Origin of the sequence: Amycolatopsis heterodermiae (assembly GCF_034929455.1) — a bacterium.
GTDB lineage: Bacteria > Actinomycetota > Actinomycetes > Mycobacteriales > Pseudonocardiaceae > Amycolatopsis > Amycolatopsis heterodermiae.
The window spans coordinates 1-20,920 of record NZ_JAYFSI010000015.1; the positions used below are offsets into that span (position 1 = coordinate 1).

Sequence of the window (20,920 nt, forward strand, 5' to 3'; positions counted from 1 at the left end):
AGCCGTGAGCCGTGAGCCGTGAGCCGTGAGCCGTGAGCCGGGCGGCTCGGCGGGGCATGCCGCCGCGATTGCCCGAGCCTGGCGTGCGCACGGGACCGGCACCGTCCCGCACGGTGCGGCTCAGCTCGCGGTGTCTCCGCCTGAACGCGCGGGTCGTCGACGAGTGCCGAACACCTCGTCGACGACCCGTGGTCAGCCCGCGTCGGGACGGTTCAGGTAGGCCGAGGCCAGCGACAGAACGCACGCGCAGCCGATGATCGCACTGACCCACCACGGCAGGCCGGCCACGATGCTCCACACGAAGCCCGCCGCCGCCAGCAGGGCGACGAGGATGTTCCGGAACTGCAGCGGCGTCGGTTTGGCCATGCGGCCAGCCTCTCACGGGCCCGAGTCAGACCTCTGCGCGCTCCCCGGGTTCGAGCAGCACCAGCCGGTCGGCCAGGCCGGCCGCCTCGAACTCCTTCCGCAGCACGTCCGGGCCCTCGCTGAAGTGCTGCCAGCCCCGGAAATGCAGGGGGACGACCTTCGCCGAGCCCAGCACCTTCGCCGCCTCGGCGGCGTTTGCGCTGGTCAACGTCAGGGGAGCCCCGTCGAACAGCTTCGTCTTCGCGGCGCCGGCAAACAGCACCGCAACGTCGACGCTGAACCGCGACGCGATCTCCCGCACCAGGTCTACCGACGCGTTGTCCCCGCTGACGTACACCGTCCGCAGGCCCTCGCCACTGAGCACGAACCCGGTGACGTCACCGGCCAGCTGCTCCGCGCCTTCGGGCCCGTGCAACGCCGGGACGGCAGTGACCGTGAGCCGCCCGACCTGCGTCTCCTCCCACGGCGCCAGGCCACGGGCGGTCCCGCCCAGCCGCTCGGCGCCGCTGGCTGTGATCAGGGTCAGCGGCACCGTCCGGAGGTAGTCGCGACCGCGATCGTCCAGGTTGTCCGGATGCTGATCGTGGGAGAGCAGCACGGCGTCCACCACGCCGACTGCGTCCTCGGTCAGCACCGAGTCCTCGGTCTTGACCAGCACCCGCTGCCCGATCGAGTGGTCACCCGGCGGGTCGAACGTCGGGTCGGTGAGCAGCCGGACGCCACCCAGCTCCAGAAGCGCGGTCGGACCACCGGACAGGGTGATCCCCAGTTTCTCGGTCATACCCGGGCCAACGACGGGAACGGGCGTGCTCTTCCCTAGGGTGCCGACTGCCTCCGCGAGCTGATCACGCCGGTGTTGAACCCGGCCAGGTGCAGGCCACCGGCGAACCGCGCGTGCTCGATCTTCACGCACCGGTTCATCACGACGTCCAGCCCCGCCTCCCGCGCCCGGTCGGCCACCGGTTCGTGCCACAACCCGAGTTGCAGCCACAACGTCCGCGCGCCCACGCCGATCACTTCCTCGGCCACCTGCGGCAGGTCGTCGTGCTTCCGGAACACGCTGACGAGGTCCGGTTCGCCCGGCACGTCCTTGAGCGAGGCGTACACCGGCTTTCCGAACAGGGTGTCCAGGCGTGGGTTGACGAAGTTGACCTCGTACCGCGTCGACGAGAGCAGGTAGGTGGCGACGAAGTAGCTCGGCCGCGACGGGTTCGCGGACGCGCCCACCAGCGTCACCGACTTCGTCCGGTTCAAGATCCCGCGCCGCTCGACGGCACCGACGGCGTACGTCATCCGGCCACCGCCTTGCCCAGCGCCTGGTCGAGGTCCCAGAGGATGTCCTCGACGTCTTCCAGCCCGACCGACAGCCGGATCAGGTCCGGGCCCACACCGGCTGCTGTGAGCTGGTCTTCCGACAGCTGTGCGTGGGTCGTCGACGCCGGGTGGATCACGAGCGTGCGGGCGTCCCCGACGTTCGCCAGGTGCGACAACAACTCCACCGACTTGACGAACTTCTCGCCGGCCGCGCGACCGCCGTCGATGCCGAACGAGAACACCGCCCCGGGCCCGGCGGGGAGGTACTTCTTCGCCAGGTCGTGGTGCGGGTGCGCCGGTAGCCTCGCGTACGACACCCACGCCACGCGCGGGTCCCCTTCGAGGTATTCCGCCACGGCGCGTGCGTTGGCGACGTGCGCGTCCATCCGCTGGGGAAGGGTTTCGACTCCTTGCAGCAGCAGGAAAGCTGAGTGTGGTGAGAGGACCGCGCCGATGTCCCGCAACTGCTCCGCGCGAAGCCGCGTGCAGAAGGCGTACTCGCCGAAGTTCTCCCAGTACTTGAGGCCGCCGTAGCTCTCGACGGCCTCGGTCATCCGTGGGAACTTCCCGTTGCCCCAGTCGAACTTCCCTGACTCGACGACGATTCCGCCGAGCGTCGTCCCGTGGCCGCCGAGGAACTTCGTCGCCGAGTGCAGCACGATGTCCGCGCCGTGCTCCATCGGGCGGCAGAGGTACGGCGTCGCCAGTGTCGCGTCGACCACTAACGGGATGTCGTGGGAGTGCGCCAGGTCCGCCAGCGCGGCGAGGTCGGCGATGCCGCCGCCGGGGTTGCCGATCACCTCGGTGTAGAGCAGCCGGGTCCGGTCGGTGATCGCCGCGGCGTAGTCGTCGATGCCGCCGCTGACGAACGTCGTCTCCACGCCGAACCGCCGGAGTGTGCCGGTGAGCTGGGTGACCGTGCCGCCGTAGAGCCCGCTTGCCGACACGATGTGGTCGCCCGCCTCGGCGAGTGCGCTGAAGGTGAGGAATTCCGCGGCCTGGCCGCTGCCGGCGGCGACCCCGCCGATCGCGCCTTCGAGGCTGGCGATCCGCTCCTCGAACGCCGCCACGGTCGGGTTCCCGATCCGGCTGTAGATGTTGCCGTACTTCTGCAGTGCGAACAGGTTCGCCGCATCGGCCGCGTCCTCGAAGACGAAGCTCGTGGTCTGGTAGATCGGCACGGCACGGGCACCGGTCGCCGGGTCGGGCGTTCCACCCGCGTGCAGTGCGCGGGTCCGGAAGCCCCAGGTGCGTTCACTCATCGGTCCTCACCGTAACCGTCCTCCCCTTCGGTCGGCCACGCCTCCCAGGTGGTGGGCGTGGTCATTTCGTGCTGCCGAGGTTAGCACGCTTTACCATTCCGTGCGCTACACTCGAACGTATGAAATGTGCCGTGTGTGGCAAGTCGCTGCCACCTCGTCGCGGAGCTGGACGAAATCGCCAGTACTGCGACGCCACGTGCCGGAGCGCCGCCCGTCGGCAGCGAACGCACGTAAAGAATGACTTGACAACGGTCGGTCGTCAATCCACTCTTGACACCGTGCCCGACGAACCCTTGGCCGCGGTCGGTGCCGCGTTGCGGAAGGTCCGCGACGCGGAGGCGACACTGCGGGACACCGTGGACGCGGCCAGGGCGGCCGGGCACACCTGGCAGGAGATCGGTGACCTGCTGGGTACCAGCCGGCAGGCCGCTTTCCAGCGGTTCGGCCGGCCGGTCGATCCGGCCACAGGCGCGTCGATGACGGAGCTGAAGCGGCCCGACGCGATCAACCGCGCCGAGGAGCTCGTGGTCGAGCTCATCGGGTGCCAGTGGCACGAGGTGCGCCGGGACTTCGACGACCGCATGCTCGCGTCGGTTGGCGAGGACGAGCTGCGGCTCGCCTGGACGCAGCTGGCCGGATCGGTCGGACGCTACGAGCGGATGGGAGAGCCGTACGCGCGGTCGGCGGGGGACTACACGATCGTCCACCTGCCGCTGGCCTTCGAGGCCGGCGAGCGGACCGTGCAGGTGACCTACCGGGAGGACGGTCAGGTGGCCGGGCTGTGGATCCGGCCGGCCGAACAGATGTGAGCGCAGTTGTGAACAGGGGGAACTATGAAAACAGCAATCGCAGGCGTGATAGCGGTCCTCGTGCCGCTGGTGGCCCCGGCCGCCCACGCCGCCGAAGTACCCACGGCGGTACAGCAGCTCGAATGGGTCGTTGAAGCCACCGGGCGCGTCCCGGTGGCCGATGCCGAGTTGCAGCAGCACATCGCGCAGGTCCTGTTGACCGCGGCGGGCGGGAGTGCGGGCATCAACGCCGCGCTGACCGGGCTCGGCCGGCTCGAGGTGAAGCGAGTCGTCACCGAGGCACCCGACCAGATCGAGGCGGCGGTCCACGGCCCGGCGGACGACTACCTGCTGGCCCTCCACGTCGACCAGACCGGGTTGATCGACGGGCTGCGGGCGACCGCGGACGACCCGGTGCCGTCGTCTTGGCCGGAGCTGGACGCCCAGCTCGCGGCGCTCGGCGGCCGCGTCTCGTTCGGTGCGTCGGAGATCCTGCCGGACGGCCGCTGCCGTGACGTGCACGGCGTGCAGGACGACGTGCAACGGCCGCTGGGCTCGGCGTTCAAGCTCTACGTGCTCGGCGCGCTCGGCAAAGCGGTGGCGGAGCACAAGGCGTCCTGGACCGAGCAGCTCGCGATCCGCGACGACTGGAAGAGCCTGCCTTCGGGTGTGCTGCAGAACCAGCCGGCCGGCACGCGCCTTCCGCTGTCGGAGTACGCCGACAAGATGATCTCGATCAGCGACAACACCGCCACCGACCACCTGATCCACCGGCTCGGGCGCGACTCCGTGCAGCGGCAGCTCACCGCGTTCGGCAATCAGCGGCCGTCGGCCAATATCCCGTTCCTGACGACGAAAGCGTTGTTCGAACTCAAGGCCACGCAATACCCGGCCCGCGCCGACGCCTACCTGGCGCTGCCACGCTGGGCACGTCCCGCGGCGGTCGCCGGCCTCGAGCGGCTCCCGCTCACCGGTCTCACCTCCTGGCCAAAACCGGAGAAGATCGACCAGCTCGAGTGGTTCGGCTCACCGGACGACATCTGCCGGGCGTTCTCCGGGCTGCAGAAGGAAAACCAGCCGGAGATCGGGCACGCACTGTCGCTCAACGACGGCGGGCTCGGCCTCGACAAGGCGAAGTTCCCAGAGGTCTGGTTCAAGGGCGGCAGCGAGCCCGGTGTGCTGACCTTGAACTACCTGGCCCGCACCGCCGACGGCCGAGCACTGGTCACCAGCGTCATGGTCTCCGATCCGGTGGCGCCACTGGACGAAGGCCACGTCTCGGCACGGGGGATCGCTGTTGCGAAGGGGGCGGTGGCGCTGTTGGCCGATACGCTGCGCCGGTGACGGTGCGCTGGAGTCTGACGTTCGATTGCGCGGAGCCTCGCGTGCTGGCGAGGTTCTGGGCGGTGGCCCTCGGCTACATCGAGCGTCCGCCACCGGCAGGGTTCGCGAGCTGGGAAGCGTGGTTCACCGACTTCGGTGTGCCCGAGGAGGAATGGGACGACGGCGCGTATCTGACCGACCCGGAAGGTGTTCTCCCGAGCTTGAGCTTCCTCAAGGTGCCCGAGAACAAGGTCGTGAAGAACCGGCTGCACCTGGACATCCAGGCGGGTGGTGGCCGCGAGGTGGCCTGGGAGATGCGTTGGGAGCGGGTCGTGGAGGCGGTAGCCCGTCTCACGGCGGCGGGAGCGACGGTGCTGCACGAGTACGAAGCGGGTGGCCGACCGGACCACATCGTGATGGCGGACCCGGAGGGCAACGAGTTCTGCGTGCTCTGAGCTCCGGCAGGACTGTCCAGGGCGTGGCTAGCCGATCAGTTCCTCGTGGCGGGTCGGGCTGCCGCTGTGCCAGGGCAGGACATGGCCGAAGCGGATCAGCTCGCCGTACGTCGACGGGTCGAGGTCGTCGAGGACCAGATCGAGCACCGCCCGCGCGGCCTGCTCCGGGGTCTGGGCCTGGCTGAAGTTGGCGAACCACGGGCGTGACGCCCGGGTGTCGACGAGGCCGGGGCAGACCGCTGCGACCAGGGTGCCGTCGGCGAGGTCGCGTTCCCGGCGGTCCGCGGCCACGGCGCGCACGGCGGCGACCTGGGCAACCTTGGAAGGCACGTTGATCCACTCCGGCCAGCCGAGATCCTGGGCCCGGCCGGCGTGGATCGCGGTGCGCCAGTCCTCGACGGCTCGCTCGACGTCGTCGAGCGGCACGCCGTCGAACCGGGCCCGGAGCGCCTCGGGCAGGTGGCCGAGCGTGCCCAGCGAGCTGGCGACGACGAGCAGCCTGCCGCCCGGGCGCAGGATCGGGCCGAACGAGCGCAGCACCGCTTGGGTGCCGCCGTTGGCGACGTCGAGGAAGACGTCGGCTTGCTCGGCCTGGGATCGCCCGGGGTCGAGCGGGCCGACCGCGTTGGACAGCACGATGTCCACCGCGCCGAGGCCGGTGGCGAAGCGGGCGACGGCGTCGGCATCGGAGACGTCGAGGACACGGCCCTCGACGTGGCTGCGCGTCGAGGGGTCCGCGACGACGCGTTCGGTGGCGGCCGCGACGCGTCCGGCGTCGCGACCGGTGAGGAGTACGAGGTCTTCCGGAAGGAGGTGGGTGGCGAGTCCTTGGGCGAGAGCGAATCCGAGCCCCTGGTTGGCTCCGGTCACCACGGCGGTGCGTGTCATACCTTCACGCTACGTTCGGCACGATCATGCGCCCAGCGAGAATCAGGCAAGCCTGGTATGCGTGAACGTCATGGACTTTGGTGACGTCTCCCTGGTGGCCCTCCGCGTGTTCCGGGAGGTCGCCGACCGGGGCACGCTCACGGCCGCTGCGGCGGCGCTGGGCTACACGCAGTCCGCGGTGTCGCGGCGGATCGCCTCGCTCGAACGCGTGGCCGGGACACCGGTGCTGGAACGGCGTCCCGGTGGGGTTCGCCTGACCGTCGCCGGGAACGTTGTGCTGCGCCGGGCGATCGCGGTGCTGGACCAGATCGACGCCGCGGGGCGTGAGCTGGCCGGACTGCCTGCCGACGGCGGGAGCGTGCGGCTCGGCTGGTTCCCCAGCGCGGGCGCCGTCCTGGTGCCTCGCGCCGTGGCGGAACTGCGGCGCACGCACCCGGCGGTGCGCGTCACCACCCGGGAAGGCACGACGCCGGTCCTGGTGCGGGCGCTGCGTGCGGGAGCGGTGGATCTGGCCGTGCTGGGTTCGGTGCCGCCGTTCCGGCCGCCGGACTCCGAAACCCCGGCGCTGCGGCTCAAGACGCTCGCCGAGCGCACGCTGTGCCTCGCCGTGCCCGCGGGGCACCCGCTGGCCCGCGTGGACGCGGTCGACGTCGCCGACCTGCGCGGGCAGCGCTGGATCGCGGGGCCGTCGGCGGGGGAGGACACGCTGATGGGCGTGTGGCCCGGGCTCGACGAGCGGCCCGAGGTCGCGCACACCGCCCGGGACTGGCTCGCCAAGCTGAACCTGGTGGCGGCCGGGTGCGGCCTGACGACGTTGCCCGCTTCGCTGGCCGAGGCCGTGCCGCCGGGGGTGCGGGTGGTGACGGTGCGGGGCGGGCCGTCGGAACGGCGGCGCGTGGTGCTGGCCCGGCTGCCGGGCCCGCTCTCCGAACCGGTTGCCCTGCTGGCCGAGGCCCTGCGCCGGGCGGCCGCCGGGGTCCCGGACCGCGCCGACGGCTGAGATGCCGGGAACACCGATGACCGAGATCACGCCGGGTGGCGTGGCGTTCGTGTCACATCGGTGGTCGCCGCGGGGTCTACTGCTACGAACTCCGGCGCGGAAGGAACGGGACACGGTGGACGCACTGACCGAGCGGTTCGAACACGAGCGGCCCCGGCTGCGGGCGGTCGCCTACCGGATACTCGGCTCGGCGAGCGAGGCCGACGACGCCGTCCAGGAGGCCTGGCTGCGGTTCGACCGCACCGACACCGGTGACGTGGAGAACGTCGGTGCGTGGCTGACCACCGTCGTCGCGCGGGTGTGCCTCTCGATGCTCCGTACCCGGCGCAACCACCGCGAGGAGCCGCTGGACCAGCAGCCGGAGCCGGACGCGGACGTCCGCGACCCCGAGCAGGAGGCCGAACTGGCCGACTCGGTCGGGCTGGCCCTGCTGGTGGTGCTGGACTCGCTCGGGCCGGCCGAGCGGGTCGCGTTCGTGCTGCACGACATGTTCGCGGTGCCGTTCGACGACATCGCCCCGATGATCGACAAGACCCCGGCGGCGACGCGGCAGCTCGCCAGTCGCGCCCGCCGGCGGGTCAAGGGCGGCAGCTCGCCAGCCGCGGACGTGCCCCGGCGGCGCAAGGTCGTCGAAGCCTTCCTGGCCGCTTCGCGTGGTGGCGACTTCGAGGCGCTGCTGTCCCTGCTCGATCCGGACGTCGTGCTGCACGCCGACCGCTTCGTCGGCCCGAGCCCGGCACCGATCGTGCTGCGCGGGGTCGCCAGCGTCCGCAAGGGGGCGCTGCTGGCGTCCACGCGGGCTCGCGTCAGCGAACTGGCCCTCGTCGACGGCGTTCTCGGTCTGCTGATGGTGCGCGGCGGGCGGCTGTCGGTCGTCCTGTCCTTCACCGTCGACGACGACCGGATCACCGGCATCGAGGTCATCGCGGACCCGGAGCGGTTGCGTGGGCTGGAGGTCGCCGTCCTCGACTGACTCGGTCAGCTCAAGGCCGCGCGAAGGCGGGCCTCGCGCTCCGACGGTGTCTGACGCGGGCAGCTCACGCACTTCGGGTTGCCGGCTTCGTAGATCAGGCAGCACGAGGCACGGCGGACTGCGGGTGTGCGGCCGACGCGGATGAAGCGCGGCTTCGGCAGGCCGAGGCCGATCGCCGCCACCAGCGGCTCGGCCAGGGTCATCGCGCGCTCCGGATCCGGTGTCCAGAGGAGCCGGTTGCCGATCGAGTCGGTGGCGATCGCGCCCAGCGCGCGTTCGCGGGCGCCGGTGACGGCGGCGATCGTCGTGATCGCGGTGCCAAGCGCCCCGGCGAACGCCGTTCCCAGCTCGGGCAGGCCACCAGACAGGGGGCGGGTCGAGCGGGCGCCGAGGAAGCGGCCGTCGGCGACGAGGTCCAGCTCGGTGGCCGCCAGCGCGGGGTCGACGAGAGTCCCGGCGACCAGGCCTTCGACCGCGGGCGCCACGAGCACCGAGGAGAGCGAATACCACCAGATCGTGCCGAGGACCTCGGGCCGCGCGCAGCCGTAGCGCTTCGCCGCGCCGCCGATGCGGGCCCGCACCCACTCAGGATCCGCGAGCAGGGTCGCGGGGGCGGTCCAGTCGGGCTTCACGTCTCCACCCTTCCAGACACGCCGCTCGGACGCGGGGAGGGCGGGGGAGGATGACGTGGGGGAGGAGGGCCGGAACCGCAGCTCGCGGCGGTGGGTGCGCGCCTGAGTGTGGATGCGCAGTTCGCTGCGGCCAGGGCGAGGAACTGTCATTCGCGGCGGTGAGGGCGGGAAGCCACGGTTCGTGGCGGTGAGGTCGGAGACCTCAGTCCGTGGCGGCGGGGAACTCCCGGCTCGCGACAGCGAAGAGCAGCAACTGCACGGGCCGACAGAAGCGCCACTTCAGAAACCACCACCTCACAACCGCCGGTACGTCGAGACCGCGAACGACACCGTGACCTCCTGGGCTTCGGTCAGCGCGTCCAGGCGCGAGCGACGGTCACCGCGGTCCAGGTGGAAGGCCGTCGGGCCCATCTCCACCGCCTGGCGTACCTGCTGCGGGGTCAGCTCCACCGTCCGGCGGACCTCCGTGCGGCCCGTGCGGGCGAAGTACTCGCCGAGGGTGCCGTCGAGGCGTTCCTCCTTGCGGTCGTCGACCGTCAGGACCAGGTCGCCCAGCTCGCGGAGGTGGTCCGGGGTCGGTGAGGCGACCGTCAGCAGGCCGCCGGGGCGCAGGACCCGGTGGAACTCCGGGCCGTTGCGCGGGGCGAAGACGTTCAGCAGGACCGACGCCACCTCGTCGCCCACCGGCCACGGCTCCCACAGGTTCCACACCGCCGCGCCCAGGCGGGGGTGGGCGCGGGCCGCGCGGCGGAGGGCCACCGCCGAGACGTCCAGGGCCAGGCCGGTCGCCGCCGGGGCCGCGGACAGGACGTGGGCCAGGTAGTAACCCGTGCCCGCGCCCGCGTCGATCACCAGGCCGTCGGTGTCCGCGCAGACTCGCGCCAGCTCGTCGGCGAGACCCCGGTAGACCCCCGACTCCAGGAAGTCCGCGCGCGCCGTGACCATCGGTGCGGTGTCCGCCGTTCCGGCCGGGATTCGCGCGTGCAACAGGTTCACGTAACCCTGTCTGGCTAGATCGAAAGAGTGGCGGTTGTCGCAACGCAGTGTGCGATCGGTTAGCCCGATCGGGTCGCCGCACACCGAACACCGCAACGCGTCCACGACCCGGGGTGGCAGTGGGTCATTCCCGCGGTCGCCTGAAGTCATGGGGATATTCGACCACGAGGTTTCGCAACCGGACACTTCAGCACAGGTCCTGGGAAACCTGGACGTAACAACGTGGCGCAGACAGTTCACGCGGGTGAAACCTGACGAGCCGTCCCGTGAAACACCGCGCGCCAAAACTGCCTTCGCATGAACCCAGGGCACGGGAGGACGATGTGCTGAACGCAGGAGACACCGCATGGGTACTGGCCAGCGCCGCGCTGGTCATGCTCATGACACCAGGACTGGCTTTCTTCTACGGCGGCATGGTCCGCGCGAAGAGCGTCTTGAACATGCTGATGATGAACTTCATCGCGCTGGCCGTGGTGGGGGTGTTGTGGGCCCTGTACGGCTTCTCGATGTCGTTCTCCAACGACGCCTTCGGCGGCCTGGTCGGTAACTTCGACCTCGCCGGGCTCGGCGACACCGTCGGCAAGCTCGCCGGCTTCGTGACGGCCGCCACGAGCTCCTCGCCCGAGGTCGCGTGGCCGGGCTCGGACGCGCTGCCGGTACTCGCTTTCGTGATGTTCCAGCTGATGTTCGCGATCATCACGCCCGCACTGATCTCGGGCGCCATCGCCGACCGCGCGAAGTTCTGGGGCTGGACGCTGTTCGTCGTCATCTGGGTGACGGTCGTGTACTTCCCGGTCGCGCACTGGGTGTTCTCGTTCAACGGCTTCATCGGCGCGGACGCCGTCGGCGGCTGGATCGCCAACAACCTCAAGGCACTCGACTTCGCCGGTGGTACCGCGGTCCACATCAACGCCGGTGCCGCGGGTCTCGCGCTGGCGATCGTGCTCGGCAAGCGCAAGGGCTGGCCGAAGGACACCGGCCGCCCGCACAACGTGCCGTTCGTGCTGCTCGGCGCGAGCCTGCTGTGGTTCGGCTGGTACGGCTTCAACGCGGGTTCGGCGCTGGCCGCCAACGACCTCGCCGCGGTCGCCTTCACCAACACCACCGTCGCCACTGCGGCCGCCGTCCTCGGCTGGCTGCTGGTCGAGCAGCTCAAGTTCGGCAAGCCGACCACCCTCGGCGCGGCCTCCGGCGCGGTCGCCGGCCTGGTCGCCATCACCCCGGCGTGTGGTTTCGTGAGCCCGATCGGGGCCATCGCGATCGGCGTCATCGCCGGTGCCCTCTGCGCGCTGGCCGTCTCGCTGAAGTTCCGCTTCGGCTTCGACGACTCGCTCGACGTCGTGGGCGTCCACCTGGTCGGCGGCATCGTCGGCACCCTGCTGATCGGCTTCTTCGGCACCACCAGCGTGAACTCGCTCGGCGCCGACGGCCTGTTCTACGGCGGTGGCTTCACCCAGCTGGGCAGGCAGGCCGCTGCGGCGGGCGCGGTGCTGGTGTACTCCTTCGTGTTGACCTTCATCATCGGCTTCGCGATCAAGAAGGCCGGCGGCTTCCGCGTCAGCGTGGAGGACGAGGTCACTGGCATCGACGAGGCTCAGCACGCGGAGAGCGCGTACGACTTCACCGGGTTGTCCGGCGGCGGCCTCGGCTCGCCGTCCACCATCCCGGTCAAGTCCACTCCGGCCGCGAAACTCGAGGAGAGCAAGGCATGAAGCTCATCACGGCGATTGTGAAGCCGTTCACGCTGGACGACGTCCGCTCCGCGCTGGAGCAGCTGGGCGTGCTGGGCATGACGGTGAGCGAAGTCCAGGGTTACGGCCGCCAGAAGGGCCACACCGAGGTCTACCGCGGTGCGGAGTACTCGGTGGACTTCGTGGCCAAGCTGAAGATCGAGGTCGTCACCGACGACACCAACGTGGAGAAGGTGCTCGACGCCATCACCACGGCCGCGCACACCGGCAAGATCGGCGACGGCAAGCTGTGGGTGACGCCGGTCGAGACGGTCATCCGGGTACGGACCGGCGAGCGCGGCACGGACGCTCTATAGGCGTCTGGGATGGCCGACGGGGGCGAACTGGTCAAGGCCACCGAGCGACTGCTCGAGGGCAGGCACGGGAGGCTGGGGGCGTCCGCGTTGCGGGCGGCCCTGGTCGACCTCTACGAGTTCTGGCTGAGCAGGGGAGCTTCGGCGGCCGGCGTCGACACCGCGGAACCGGGTGTCGCGCTGGTCGCCGTGGGCGGGCTCGGCCGCCGGGAGCTGGTGCCGTTCTCCGATCTCGACCTGCTGCTGGTGCACAACGGCAACAGCAGGGTCGGCGAGATCGCGGACGCGCTCTGGTATCCCTTGTGGGACGCGAAAGTCGGGCTCGACCACTCGGTCCGCACGCCCGGCGAAGCGCTGAAGGTCGCTTCGGAGGACCTTCGGACGGCGATGGGCCTGCTCGACGCCCGGCACCTCGCCGGGGACGCCGAGCTGAGCGGCCGCCTCGTCACGGCGGCACGGGACCAGTGGCGCCGCACCGCACGCAAGCAGATCCCCGATCTGACGGCGTCGGTGCGGCAGCGCTGGGCCCGCAGCGGTGAGATCGCGCAGTCCGCCGAACCCGATCTCAAGCACGGGCGGGGCGGGCTGCGGGACTTCGCCGTCCTGGAAGCTCTGGCCGCGGCGCAGCTCACCGCCCGCCCGGGCGAGGAACTGCTGGAGGCCAAGGGACTTCTGCTCGACGTCCGCACCGAGCTGCGGCGCGAGATCCGGCGCGAGCGGGACGTCCTGTCCGCGCCGGAGGCCGAGCTGGTGGCCTCCGAGCTCGGCTTCGGCGACCGTTTCACCTTGGCGCGCAAGCTGTCCGGCGCGGGGCGCACGATCGCGTACGCGCTGGACGTCGCGCTCCGGTCCACTGTGGACCCGCCGAAGGCGCGGTTCGGGCGGCGGCCGTCGCGCACGCCGCTCGCCGAAGGTGTGGTGCTGCACGGGAACGAGGTCTCGCTGGCCCGTGACGCCGTCCCGGCGAAGGACCCGGCGCTGCTGCTCCGGGTCGCCGCCGCGTCGGCGCGCACCGGCAAGCCGATCGCGCTCGGCACCCTGAAGGCCCTGGCCGAGTCCGCGCCCGAGCTGCGCGCGCCGTGGCCCGCCGAGGCGTTGAACGCCCTCGTCGAGCTGCTGGGCGCGGGGGAGGGCCTGGTCGACGCCGTCGAATCGCTCGACCGGACCGGCCTGTGGTCACGGCTGTTCCCCGAGTGGGGCGCGGTCCGCGACCTGCCGCCGCGTTCGCCGGTGCACCAGTGGACGGTCGACCGGCACCTCGTGCGCACCTGCGTCGAGGCGGCCAAGCTGACCACCACCGTGGCGCGGCCGGACCTGCTGTTGGTCGGCGCGCTGCTGCACGACATCGGCAAGGGCCGCGACGCCGACCATTCGGAGCTGGGCGCCAAGATCTCCGCCCAGGTCGCGGCCCGGCTCGGGCTCGACGCGGACGACGCCGCGACGGTTTCGGCGATGGTCCGTCATCACCTGCTGCTGCCGCACACCGCCACGCGGCGCGACATCAGCGAGCCGGCCACCGTGGCGCGGGTGGTGAAGACCCTGGACAGCGACCTCGTCCTGGTCGAGCTGCTGCACGCGCTCACCCAGGCCGACTCGCTGGCCACCGGGCCCGGCGTCTGGACGGACTGGAAGGCCCGGCTGCTCGCCGAGCTGGTCACCGGCTGCGAGGAAGTGCTGCGCGGCAAGGGGTTCACCGCTCCCGAGCCGATGGACTCCGAACAGCGCGAGCTCGTCGCTCAGGCCGTCGCCTCGGGCAACGGCGAGGTCCGGATCAGCACGCAGGGCAAGGTCGTCACGGTGCTGCTGGCCGTGCCGGCCCGCGCGGAGCTGCTGGCGCCGGCGGCCGGTGTACTGGCGCTGAACTCGATGGAGGTGCACTCGGCGATCCTGCGCGGCCACGACGGCGGGCGGGCCGGGATCTTCACGGCGTCACCGAAGTTCGGTTCGCTGCCGGAGGTGACGCTGCTGCGCGAGCAGTTCGCCCGCGCGGTCGCCGGTACTTTGCCGCTGACCCAGCGGCTGGCGGCGAAGGAACGCGACTACGGCTCACCCGACGCGGCGTCGGTCGCGCCGAAGGTGCTGTGGTTCGACGACGAGACGAGCGGACCGGACACGGTGGTCCTCGAACTGCGGGCGGCCGACCGGATCGGCCTGCTGTTCCGCGTCGCCGGGGCGTTGCGCCGCTGCGACGCGGAAGTCCGCTGGGCCAAGGTGGCGACGCTGGGCGGCGCGGTGGTCGACTCGTTCGCCGTGACTCCACGCAGCGGCCGCATCGAGCCGGGCTGGCGCCGCGAGGTCGAGCAGGCCGTGCTGGCCGCGTCTTCCTGAACGAGTGGTGCCTGAGCCGGGCCGTCACCCGGCTCAGGCACCCTCACACCAGCGCGACCGCGGGCTCGCCGAACCACGTGGCCAGCGCGTCTTCCAGGCCCGGCCCGCCGTTCCAGACCACGTAACCGTCCGGCCGGACGAGCTGCGGCCCGGCACCGGAACGGGTCTCGACGCGGTCGGCCCACCCCGGCGGCAGGTCCGCGCCGACCAGTACCGCACGACCGTCCGATGTGGACGGCACGTCGACCGCGCGGCCGGAAACACCCGGGTAGGTGACGCCGAGGCCCGAGATCTCCGCCGCGACCGTGCGGTGGGCCTCCGGGACGGCGATCAGGCCCGTGACGATCTCCCGGACGGCTGCCGCGTCGGGATCGGGCACCCCGAGCACCGCCTGCGCGCGGGTGCTGACCAGCACGCGGGCGGCGACCGGGTGACGTTCGCCGTGGTAGCTGTCGAGCAGGCCGTCCGGGGCGTGGCCGCGGACCTGCGCGGCCAGCTTCCAGCCGAGGTTCACCGCGTCCTGCAGGCCCAGGTTGAGTCCCTGGCCGCCGACCGGCAGGTGGATGTGCGCGGCGTCGCCCGCGAACAGCACCCGGCCGTGGCGGTAGCGCTCCAGCTGCCGGGACGCGTCGCCGAACCGGGACGCCCAGAGCACCTCGCCCACCTCGAACCCCGGCCCGTGCAGGGCGGTCAGCGCCCGCTGCAGCTCGCCGGCCGTGACGGGCTCGTCGCGGCCGAGCCGCTGCTGCTCCTCGCCGACGACGACCAGGCGGTGCCGGCCGCCCGAGAGCGGCAGCAGGAACCCCGCGGCCTGGGACGGTAGCCGCCATTCATCGGCGTACCCGCCGGGCTTCCGGGTGAGCGTGAGGTCGGCGACGACCAGCGAGATCCGCGCCGAGCGGCCGGGGAACGCGGCGCCCAGCAGCGTCCGGACCGTGCTGTGGCCGCCGTCGGCCGCCACCAGCCACCCGGCCTGGTACTCCTGGCCGCCCGCGGTGACTGTGACGCCTTCGTCGTCCTGCGCCACCGCGGTGACGGCCGCGTCGCGCAGCACCGGCGTGCGCAGCCGCGCTTCGATCGCCGCCGCGACGTGCACCTGCTCGACGCCGAGCTGGTACGGGAAACGGGTCGGCAGCTCGGTGTAGTCGATCGGGATGTTCGAGAAGTGCCCGCCGGGCAGCCGGGCTTCGACGTGCGGCTCGATCGCGGCGAGCAGGCCGCGGTCGGCGAGCACCTCGACCGACCGGGGCTGCAGGCCGAGGGCCTTCGACTGCGCCGTCGGGCGGGCGTCGCGCTCGAGGACCAGGACGTCGAGCCCGGCGCGTTCCAGTTCGAACGCGGTCAGCAGGCCGGTCGGGCCGGCGCCGGCGATCAGGACGTCAGGCATCGAGGTTCTCCTTCTTGAGGTACCAGACGTGCCAGACGATCAGGGCGGCCAGCATCGCGAACCACTGCACGGTGGTGACCAGCGAGATCAGGTCGATCGGCAGGGTGTAGACGAGCACGATGTGCACGACCGCGCTGAGCATCAGCACACCGCCCCAGGCGGCCGTGTTGATCCGCAGGCCGCGCCGGAAGCGGGCGTCGGTGTCCCAGCGGGACGCCCACGCGTCCGCGCCCTCGGCGCCGCGCTTGATCTCGGCGATCGTGCGGCCCAGCGTCAGCTGCGCTGGCCGTCCGATGAACACCGTGACCAGCATCCACGCGCCGAACACGCCACCCAGCGCGGCGGTCCACCCTTCGCGAATCACCAGCGTGCGCGGGTCGTCCGAGAGCAGGCCCAGCACCACCGACAGCACCATGACGCTCAGCGTCACCAGGGCGACGAGGTCGACCTTGCGGTTGCGGGCGATCGTCCACAGCACGTACGGCGCGGCGACCAGGATGCCGGCCATCAGCGACCACCACTGGCTGACGCCGGCCGCGCGCAGGCCGTAGAACAGCGCCATCGGCACGATCACTTCGAAGACGACGTTCAGCACGTTGGCGCGGATGACCCGGCGCAGGCCGGCGTCGGGCTCGGACTTCTGTTCGATCATCATGCGGGTTCCCCAGTGGTTTCGGGTGCGGTCGCCCGCACGTAGAGGTCGGCGAGCTCACGGCCGATGCGCGTGAGCTCGGCGGGTTCGGGTACAGCGGCGGCCGCGATGGCGACGACGGCGTCGAGGCCGGTGGTGAAGGCGAGCGCCGCCGTCCGCGGGTCGAAGCGGCCGAAGACGCCGGCCGCCTGCCCGGTGCGGAAGTGCTCTTCGAACAAGGCGATCCGCCCGTTGACGCTCGCGCTCTGCGAACCGGCGTTCTTCACCAGGTCGATCAGGGCGCGGACTTCGGCGGGGTGCTCGCCGACGAGCGCGACGTTCGATTCGACGTAGGCCCGCAGCTGCGCGACGTGCCCGACGGCGGCGTCGATCCGCGGCCCCATGAACGCCCCGGTGATCTTTTCGATCTCCGTGACGCACACCGCGAGCAGGTCGTCCTTGCCCGCGAAGTGGTAGCTGATCATGCCGGTGCTCGACAGACCCGCGTGCTTCGCGATCCGGCTGAACGACGCCTTGGCGTACCCGGCCTCGGCGATCACTTCGATCGCCGCCCGCACGATCTGGGCCCGCCTGCCGGACTCGGTGAACGTTCTTGCTCGCATGAGCAAAAGTTAGCTCAAGCGAGCAAAAATGGCAAGTCGCCTGGTCAAGGGGGTGTGGATCAGGCGATGGCGGAGTCGGCGACGAGCGGGCGGTGGATCTTGTAACAGCCGGCGTCTCGCCACCGAGATCTCCCGCATGGCCGGGACGAAAATCCAAGCAGCGGAGCACACCGTCGGCGACATCTTCACCGACGACTACCACTTCACGATCCCTCGTTATCAGCGCCCATACGCCTGGACGACCGAACAGGCGGGGGAGATGTTCGACGATCTTCTCGCCGCTTCTCGTGCCAAGGACTCGCTCACCGAAGCCGATCCCTACTTCCTCGGCAGCATCGTGCTGGTCAAGGCGGAAAAGGAGGCGCTGGCCGAGGTGGTCGACGGGCAGCAGCGCCTCACCACCCTCACGGTGCTGCTGAGTGTTCTCCGTGACTGTGTCTCGCCTCCCTACGCCGCGTCACTGGAGAGCCGGATCTTCCAGAAGGGAGACCCGATCAAGCAGACCGCGGATCAGCCTCGCCTCAGTCTTCGTGATCAGGACCAGGGGTTCTTCGAGAAGTACGTCCAGGAACGAGAAGGAAACGCTCTGCTCGCGTCCTTGGTGAACGTGCGACCCGACAGCCGGGCACGCCTGGTCGAGAACGCGCTCCACCTCAAGGCGCGGTTGGGCGAGCTGGAGATGGTGGAGCGCGAGCGGCTGGTTTCGTTCATCGACCGGCACACATACCTGGTCGTGGTGTCGACGGCCGACTTCGAGTCGGCCTACCGCATCTTCTCGGTGCTCAACGAGCGTGGCTTGGATCTCACGCACACCGACATCCTGAAGGCGGAGATCATCGGCTCCATCCCGGAAGCCGACCAGGACGCCTACACCACCAAGTGGGCCCACGAGGAGGACGATCTCGGTCGCAGCGACTTCGGCGATCTCTTCTCCCACATCCGCATGGTGTACGCGAAGACGAAGGCTCGTGAGTCGATCTTGAAGGAGTTCCGCGCGTCGGTCCTGCAGCGCGTGCCGGACGGCAAGAAGTTCATCGACGACGTGCTGGTTCCCTACTCGGACGCCTTCGAGGCGGTTACGCGCGCGAGCTACGCCGGAGGGCCCGACGCAGAAGCGATCAACCGGCTGCTGGGCTGGTTGAAACAGCTGGACAACACCGACTGGATCCCTCCGGCCATCAGCTACTTCAGTCGTCCGACGGCCGATTCCGCAGAGCTTCTTCGCTTCCTGGTCGACCTCGAACGGCTTGCAGCGAGCATTCTCGTCCGTCGGGTCGACATCACTCGCCGGATCGAGCGTTACGGCCGTGTCCTGGACTGGATGGAGAAGGGACGCGACCTCTACGCGGACGAGTCCCCGCTCCAGTTGTCCGATGAAGAACGAGCGGCGACCGCCGAGAAGCTGAACGCCGAGATCTACACAGTCACGCGGATTCGTCAGTATGTGCTGCTACGCCTCGATTCTGCGCTGTCGGACGGTGGGAAGAGCTACGAACACTCCCCGCTGATCAGCGTGGAACACGTTTTGCCCCAATCGCCCGCAGCGGACAGCGCATGGACTACGGAGTTCACTCCGCAGGAGCGGTCGTACTGGGTTCACCGCCTGGCGAACCTCGTCCTGCTTTCGAGGCGGAAGAACTCCCAAGCCGGCAACCTCGAGTTCGAAGTGAAGAAGACCAAGTACTTCGAGAAGACGAGTTGGCCGCCGTTCGTCCTGACCGCTCAGGTGCTCGACAGCGCCGTGTGGACTCCGGCCGTCCTCGAGGAGCGTCAGGAGACTCTGCTGAAGGTCCTCGGCGATCTCTGGCGGCTGGAACCCGGTAGTCCCGCAGCCGCCTAGGCGATGGCGGTGCCGTCGACGACTTTGTTGCGGCCCGCGTCCTTGGCCCGGTAGAGGGCCTTGTCCGCGGCCTGCAGCAGGCGGTCGACGGCCGTGCCGCCGTCGGGGTAGGTCGCCACGCCGATCGAGGCCGACAGGGCGTCGATCACGCGTACCTGGCTGCCGTCCTCGTACTCGACCTCCAGCGCCGCGATCGCCGCGCGGATGCGTTCGGCCACCGCGAGCACGGCCGCCGGGCCGATGTCCGGGAGCAGGACCACGAACTCCTCGCCGCCGAAGCGGCCGACCGAGTCGTAGTCGCGGACCGCGTTCTTGATCGTCGTCGCGATCGCGCGGAGGACCGTGTCGCCCGCGAGGTGCCCGTGTGCGTCGTTGATCAGCTTGAAGTGGTCCAGGTCGATCATCAGCACGCCGAAGCTGCTCTGCGTGCTGCGCTGCGCCCTGGCCAGCTCGCGCGACGCGAGCAGGTGCCAGCCGGTCGTGTTGAACAAGCCCGTCTTCTCGTCGGTCGTCGCGGCGATCTCGAGCTGCTTGATCAGCACCGCCCGGTGCAGCACCAGCAGCGGCGGCACGATCGCGATCGCCAGCGCGGGCAGCGTCGCCAGCGTCAACGCCGTGAGCATGCCCAGGCACAGCGTCGCGACCTCGAGCAAGTTGTCGCCGAGGCCGCCGAAGAACGCCGCCACCGTGCGCTTGGTGATCGTCAGCGCCGGCACGATCGTGATCGCGGCGAACAGGAAGTACGTCACCGCGGCCAGCGTGATGGCCGTGACGCCGCGCCAGCCGGACGTCAGCGCCGCGTACATGTCCGGCACGCCGAGCCGGTGCAGGACGAACTCGGCCGCGTAGCAGGTGATGACGACCAGCGTCGCGTTCAGCGCGGTCCGGAACGGCGGAACGCGCTTGATCCGCGCGAGGCTGCGCGTCGCCAGGTGCACGTACAGGACGACGACCAGCGCGGCGCCGAGCGCGGGCGGCAGGAGCAGCACCCCGGCGAACGTCCAGACCGACGTCAGGTTGATGTGCGGGGTGTCGGACACCAGCCGCCGGACGCGCTCGATCTGCCGGCCCAGCTCCGCCTGCAGCACGCCGAGGACGGCCAGCACCGCGAGGACGACCAGGTCCCACAGCCGGACGGGCACCACGACGGCGGTCCAGACGGTGGCCACGAGCGCCACCGACTCGACCAGGAAGACGTAGAAGATCAGCGACCCGCGCTGCCGCCAGAGCGTCCAGTGACCAGGACTGAGCATCCCCCGCGAGTGACCCGCACGGGGTTCGGCCGGATGGGCGCCGTCCATACTCAAGGCGGTGCAACTCCCGTGGGTGATCCGACGATCCGAGTCCACCCCATCACACCGGGCGGCCGCGATCGATGATTGCCACACGATCGGACCAGTGAAGGGAGGCCGCCGCCGTGCGCAACCGCGAATCCTGAGCCCCCGCGCCCCGCAGTCCGTGCCGCGAGAGGAGAGCCGCCGTGCGCAATCGCGAGTCCTGAACCCGGTTTCCGTCTGTCACCGCGCCTGGAAGGAGTGCCGCTGTGCGTAATCGCGAGTCCTGAAACTGCTCCTGTCCGTCACCGCGCTTGAAAGGAGAACTGCTGTGCGTAATCGCGAGTCCTGAAACCGCTTCCGTCTGTCACCGCACTCGAAGGGAGAGCCGCTGTGCGTAACCGCGAGTCCTGACCCAAGTCCGCCTGTCCGTGACGCCCGAAGGGAGAGCCCCGTGCGCAATCGCGAGTCCTGAACCCATGTCCGCCTGTCCGTGACGCCCGAAGGGAGAGCCCCGTGCGCAATCGCGAGTCCTGAACCCATGTCCGTCTGTCCGTGACGCCCGGAAGGAGTGCCGCTGTGCGCAATCGCGAGTCCTGAGCCCAAGCCGACCCGCCCGCGACGCCTGAAGGGAGTGCCCGATGCGTAACCGCGAGTCCTGAACCCGATGCCTACCCGCCCGCGACGCCTGAAGGGAGTGCCCGATGCGTAACCGCGAGTCCTGAACCCACGCCCACCTGCCCGCATCGCCCGGAAGGGGAGCCCCGTGCGCAACCGCGAGTCCTGAACCCACGCC

General features: G+C 70.5%; 20 protein-coding genes. 9 read left to right on the forward strand and 11 right to left on the reverse strand.

Annotation, left to right across the window (positions count from 1 at the left end; all coding sequences use genetic code 11):
- Nucleotides 1–192: 192 nt before the first annotated feature.
- From VA596_RS42460 to VA596_RS42475, 4 genes are read right to left on the reverse strand one after another with little or no spacing between them, the layout of a single operon-like run.
- The gene (locus tag VA596_RS42460) at nucleotides 193–366 is read right to left on the reverse strand and encodes a hypothetical protein (protein ID WP_247062336.1); all 174 of its coding nucleotides are present in this window, start codon (nucleotides 364–366) and stop codon (nucleotides 193–195) included.
- 25 nt (nucleotides 367–391) lie between these two features.
- Nucleotides 392–1,147, reverse strand: coding sequence for an MBL fold metallo-hydrolase (locus tag VA596_RS42465; RefSeq protein ID WP_323335378.1), 756 nt, complete (start codon nucleotides 1,145–1,147; stop codon nucleotides 392–394).
- 35 nt (nucleotides 1,148–1,182) lie between these two features.
- Complete coding sequence (locus VA596_RS42470; RefSeq protein WP_323335380.1) at nucleotides 1,183–1,659, reverse strand: CoA-binding protein; 477 nt, start codon at nucleotides 1,657–1,659, stop codon at nucleotides 1,183–1,185.
- A complete protein-coding gene (locus tag VA596_RS42475) occupies nucleotides 1,656–2,942 on the reverse strand; it encodes an O-acetylhomoserine aminocarboxypropyltransferase/cysteine synthase family protein (RefSeq protein ID WP_323335382.1) in 1,287 nt (428 codons plus the stop codon). Before VA596_RS42475 ends, VA596_RS42470 begins: the two co-directional genes overlap by 4 nt.
- A gap of 278 nt (nucleotides 2,943–3,220) precedes the next feature.
- Between VA596_RS42475 and VA596_RS42480 the strand changes: the two genes are divergently transcribed.
- The 3 genes from VA596_RS42480 to VA596_RS42490 are packed head-to-tail and all read left to right on the forward strand — an operon-like array spanning nucleotide 3,221 to nucleotide 5,508.
- On the forward strand, nucleotides 3,221–3,751 hold the full coding sequence (locus VA596_RS42480) for a DUF3887 domain-containing protein (RefSeq protein WP_323335384.1): 531 nt from the start codon (nucleotides 3,221–3,223) through the stop codon (nucleotides 3,749–3,751).
- A 24-nt stretch (nucleotides 3,752–3,775) separates the two neighbouring features.
- Entirely contained in the window at nucleotides 3,776–5,074 is a 1,299-nt protein-coding gene (locus tag VA596_RS42485) for a serine hydrolase (protein ID WP_323335386.1), read from the forward strand.
- The gene (locus tag VA596_RS42490) at nucleotides 5,071–5,508 is read left to right on the forward strand and encodes a VOC family protein (protein ID WP_323335388.1); all 438 of its coding nucleotides are present in this window, start codon (nucleotides 5,071–5,073) and stop codon (nucleotides 5,506–5,508) included. The genes VA596_RS42485 and VA596_RS42490 overlap by 4 nt, the downstream gene beginning before the upstream one ends.
- Nucleotides 5,509–5,535: 27 nt before the next feature.
- Here VA596_RS42490 and VA596_RS42495 read toward each other — a convergent pair whose 3' ends face one another.
- Entirely contained in the window at nucleotides 5,536–6,396 is an 861-nt protein-coding gene (locus VA596_RS42495) for an SDR family NAD(P)-dependent oxidoreductase (protein WP_323335390.1), read from the reverse strand.
- Between the two features lie 70 nt (nucleotides 6,397–6,466).
- Between VA596_RS42495 and VA596_RS42500 the strand changes: the two genes are divergently transcribed.
- Nucleotides 6,467–7,396, forward strand: a complete 930-nt coding sequence (locus tag VA596_RS42500) for a LysR substrate-binding domain-containing protein (protein WP_323335743.1) — start codon at nucleotides 6,467–6,469, stop codon at nucleotides 7,394–7,396.
- A 115-nt stretch (nucleotides 7,397–7,511) separates the two neighbouring features.
- Nucleotides 7,512–8,369, forward strand: coding sequence for a sigma-70 family RNA polymerase sigma factor (locus VA596_RS42505; RefSeq protein WP_323335392.1), 858 nt, complete (start codon nucleotides 7,512–7,514; stop codon nucleotides 8,367–8,369).
- A gap of 5 nt (nucleotides 8,370–8,374) precedes the next feature.
- Here VA596_RS42505 and VA596_RS42510 read toward each other — a convergent pair whose 3' ends face one another.
- Both VA596_RS42510 and VA596_RS42515 read right to left on the reverse strand, forming a co-directional pair.
- A complete protein-coding gene (locus VA596_RS42510; protein ID WP_323335394.1) occupies nucleotides 8,375–9,001 on the reverse strand; it encodes a (2Fe-2S)-binding protein in 627 nt (208 codons plus the stop codon).
- 294 nt (nucleotides 9,002–9,295) lie between these two features.
- Nucleotides 9,296–10,147, reverse strand: a complete 852-nt coding sequence (locus tag VA596_RS42515; protein ID WP_323335396.1) for a putative RNA methyltransferase — start codon at nucleotides 10,145–10,147, stop codon at nucleotides 9,296–9,298.
- 173 nt (nucleotides 10,148–10,320) lie between these two features.
- On the opposite strand from VA596_RS42515, the gene VA596_RS42520 reads away from it, so the two are divergent.
- From VA596_RS42520 to VA596_RS42530, 3 genes are read left to right on the forward strand one after another with little or no spacing between them, the layout of a single operon-like run.
- Nucleotides 10,321–11,709: an ammonium transporter gene (locus VA596_RS42520; RefSeq protein WP_323335398.1), complete on the forward strand. Its 1,389-nt coding sequence runs from the start codon at nucleotides 10,321–10,323 to the stop codon at nucleotides 11,707–11,709.
- Nucleotides 11,706–12,044 carry a P-II family nitrogen regulator gene (locus VA596_RS42525; protein ID WP_093952295.1) on the forward strand — a complete coding sequence of 113 codons (339 nt, stop codon included), beginning with the start codon at nucleotides 11,706–11,708 and terminating at the stop codon, nucleotides 12,042–12,044. Before VA596_RS42520 ends, VA596_RS42525 begins: the two co-directional genes overlap by 4 nt.
- Before the next feature lie 9 nt (nucleotides 12,045–12,053).
- A complete protein-coding gene (locus VA596_RS42530; RefSeq protein ID WP_323335401.1) occupies nucleotides 12,054–14,369 on the forward strand; it encodes a [protein-PII] uridylyltransferase in 2,316 nt (771 codons plus the stop codon).
- Nucleotides 14,370–14,412: 43 nt separating this feature from the next.
- Here VA596_RS42530 and VA596_RS42535 read toward each other — a convergent pair whose 3' ends face one another.
- From VA596_RS42535 to VA596_RS42545, 3 genes are read right to left on the reverse strand one after another with little or no spacing between them, the layout of a single operon-like run.
- Entirely contained in the window at nucleotides 14,413–15,756 is a 1,344-nt protein-coding gene (locus VA596_RS42535) for an FAD-dependent oxidoreductase (protein WP_323335403.1), read from the reverse strand.
- Nucleotides 15,749–16,411: a VC0807 family protein gene (locus VA596_RS42540; protein ID WP_323335405.1), complete on the reverse strand. Its 663-nt coding sequence runs from the start codon at nucleotides 16,409–16,411 to the stop codon at nucleotides 15,749–15,751. The genes VA596_RS42535 and VA596_RS42540 overlap by 8 nt, the downstream gene beginning before the upstream one ends.
- On the reverse strand, nucleotides 16,408–17,010 hold the full coding sequence (locus VA596_RS42545; protein ID WP_323335407.1) for a TetR/AcrR family transcriptional regulator: 603 nt from the start codon (nucleotides 17,008–17,010) through the stop codon (nucleotides 16,408–16,410). Before VA596_RS42545 ends, VA596_RS42540 begins: the two co-directional genes overlap by 4 nt.
- A gap of 136 nt (nucleotides 17,011–17,146) precedes the next feature.
- On the opposite strand from VA596_RS42545, the gene VA596_RS42550 reads away from it, so the two are divergent.
- Nucleotides 17,147–18,850 (forward strand): DUF262 domain-containing protein, encoded by a 1,704-nt coding sequence (locus VA596_RS42550; RefSeq protein WP_323335409.1) that lies wholly within the window; start codon nucleotides 17,147–17,149, stop codon nucleotides 18,848–18,850.
- Here the strand turns inward: VA596_RS42550 and VA596_RS42555 are convergent.
- Nucleotides 18,847–20,151, reverse strand: a complete 1,305-nt coding sequence (locus VA596_RS42555) for a GGDEF domain-containing protein (protein WP_323335410.1) — start codon at nucleotides 20,149–20,151, stop codon at nucleotides 18,847–18,849. The genes VA596_RS42550 and VA596_RS42555 overlap by 4 nt on opposite strands.
- Nucleotides 20,152–20,920: the final 769 nt, after the last annotated feature.

Excerpts from the sequence above, each read along its gene's own strand:
- VA596_RS42460 (WP_247062336.1), bottom strand. The coding sequence starts at position 366 with ATGGCCAAACCGACGCCGCTGCAGTTCCGGAACATCCTCGTCGCCCTG.
- VA596_RS42465 (WP_323335378.1), bottom strand. The coding sequence starts at position 1,147 with ATGACCGAGAAACTGGGGATCACCCTGTCCGGTGGTCCGACCGCGCTT.
- VA596_RS42470 (WP_323335380.1), bottom strand. The coding sequence starts at position 1,659 with ATGACGTACGCCGTCGGTGCCGTCGAGCGGCGCGGGATCTTGAACCGG.
- VA596_RS42475 (WP_323335382.1), bottom strand. The coding sequence starts at position 2,942 with ATGAGTGAACGCACCTGGGGCTTCCGGACCCGCGCACTGCACGCGGGT.
- VA596_RS42485 (WP_323335386.1), top strand. The coding sequence starts at position 3,776 with ATGAAAACAGCAATCGCAGGCGTGATAGCGGTCCTCGTGCCGCTGGTG.
- VA596_RS42495 (WP_323335390.1), bottom strand. The coding sequence starts at position 6,396 with ATGACACGCACCGCCGTGGTGACCGGAGCCAACCAGGGGCTCGGATTC.
- VA596_RS42500 (WP_323335743.1), top strand. The coding sequence starts at position 6,467 with ATGGACTTTGGTGACGTCTCCCTGGTGGCCCTCCGCGTGTTCCGGGAG.
- VA596_RS42515 (WP_323335396.1), bottom strand. The coding sequence starts at position 10,147 with ATGACTTCAGGCGACCGCGGGAATGACCCACTGCCACCCCGGGTCGTG.
- VA596_RS42525 (WP_093952295.1), top strand. The coding sequence starts at position 11,706 with ATGAAGCTCATCACGGCGATTGTGAAGCCGTTCACGCTGGACGACGTC.
- VA596_RS42530 (WP_323335401.1), top strand. The coding sequence starts at position 12,054 with ATGGCCGACGGGGGCGAACTGGTCAAGGCCACCGAGCGACTGCTCGAG.
- VA596_RS42535 (WP_323335403.1), bottom strand. The coding sequence starts at position 15,756 with ATGCCTGACGTCCTGATCGCCGGCGCCGGCCCGACCGGCCTGCTGACC.
- VA596_RS42540 (WP_323335405.1), bottom strand. The coding sequence starts at position 16,411 with ATGATGATCGAACAGAAGTCCGAGCCCGACGCCGGCCTGCGCCGGGTC.
- VA596_RS42545 (WP_323335407.1), bottom strand. The coding sequence starts at position 17,010 with ATGCGAGCAAGAACGTTCACCGAGTCCGGCAGGCGGGCCCAGATCGTG.
- VA596_RS42550 (WP_323335409.1), top strand. The coding sequence starts at position 17,147 with ATGGCCGGGACGAAAATCCAAGCAGCGGAGCACACCGTCGGCGACATC.
- VA596_RS42555 (WP_323335410.1), bottom strand. The coding sequence starts at position 20,151 with ATGGACGGCGCCCATCCGGCCGAACCCCGTGCGGGTCACTCGCGGGGG.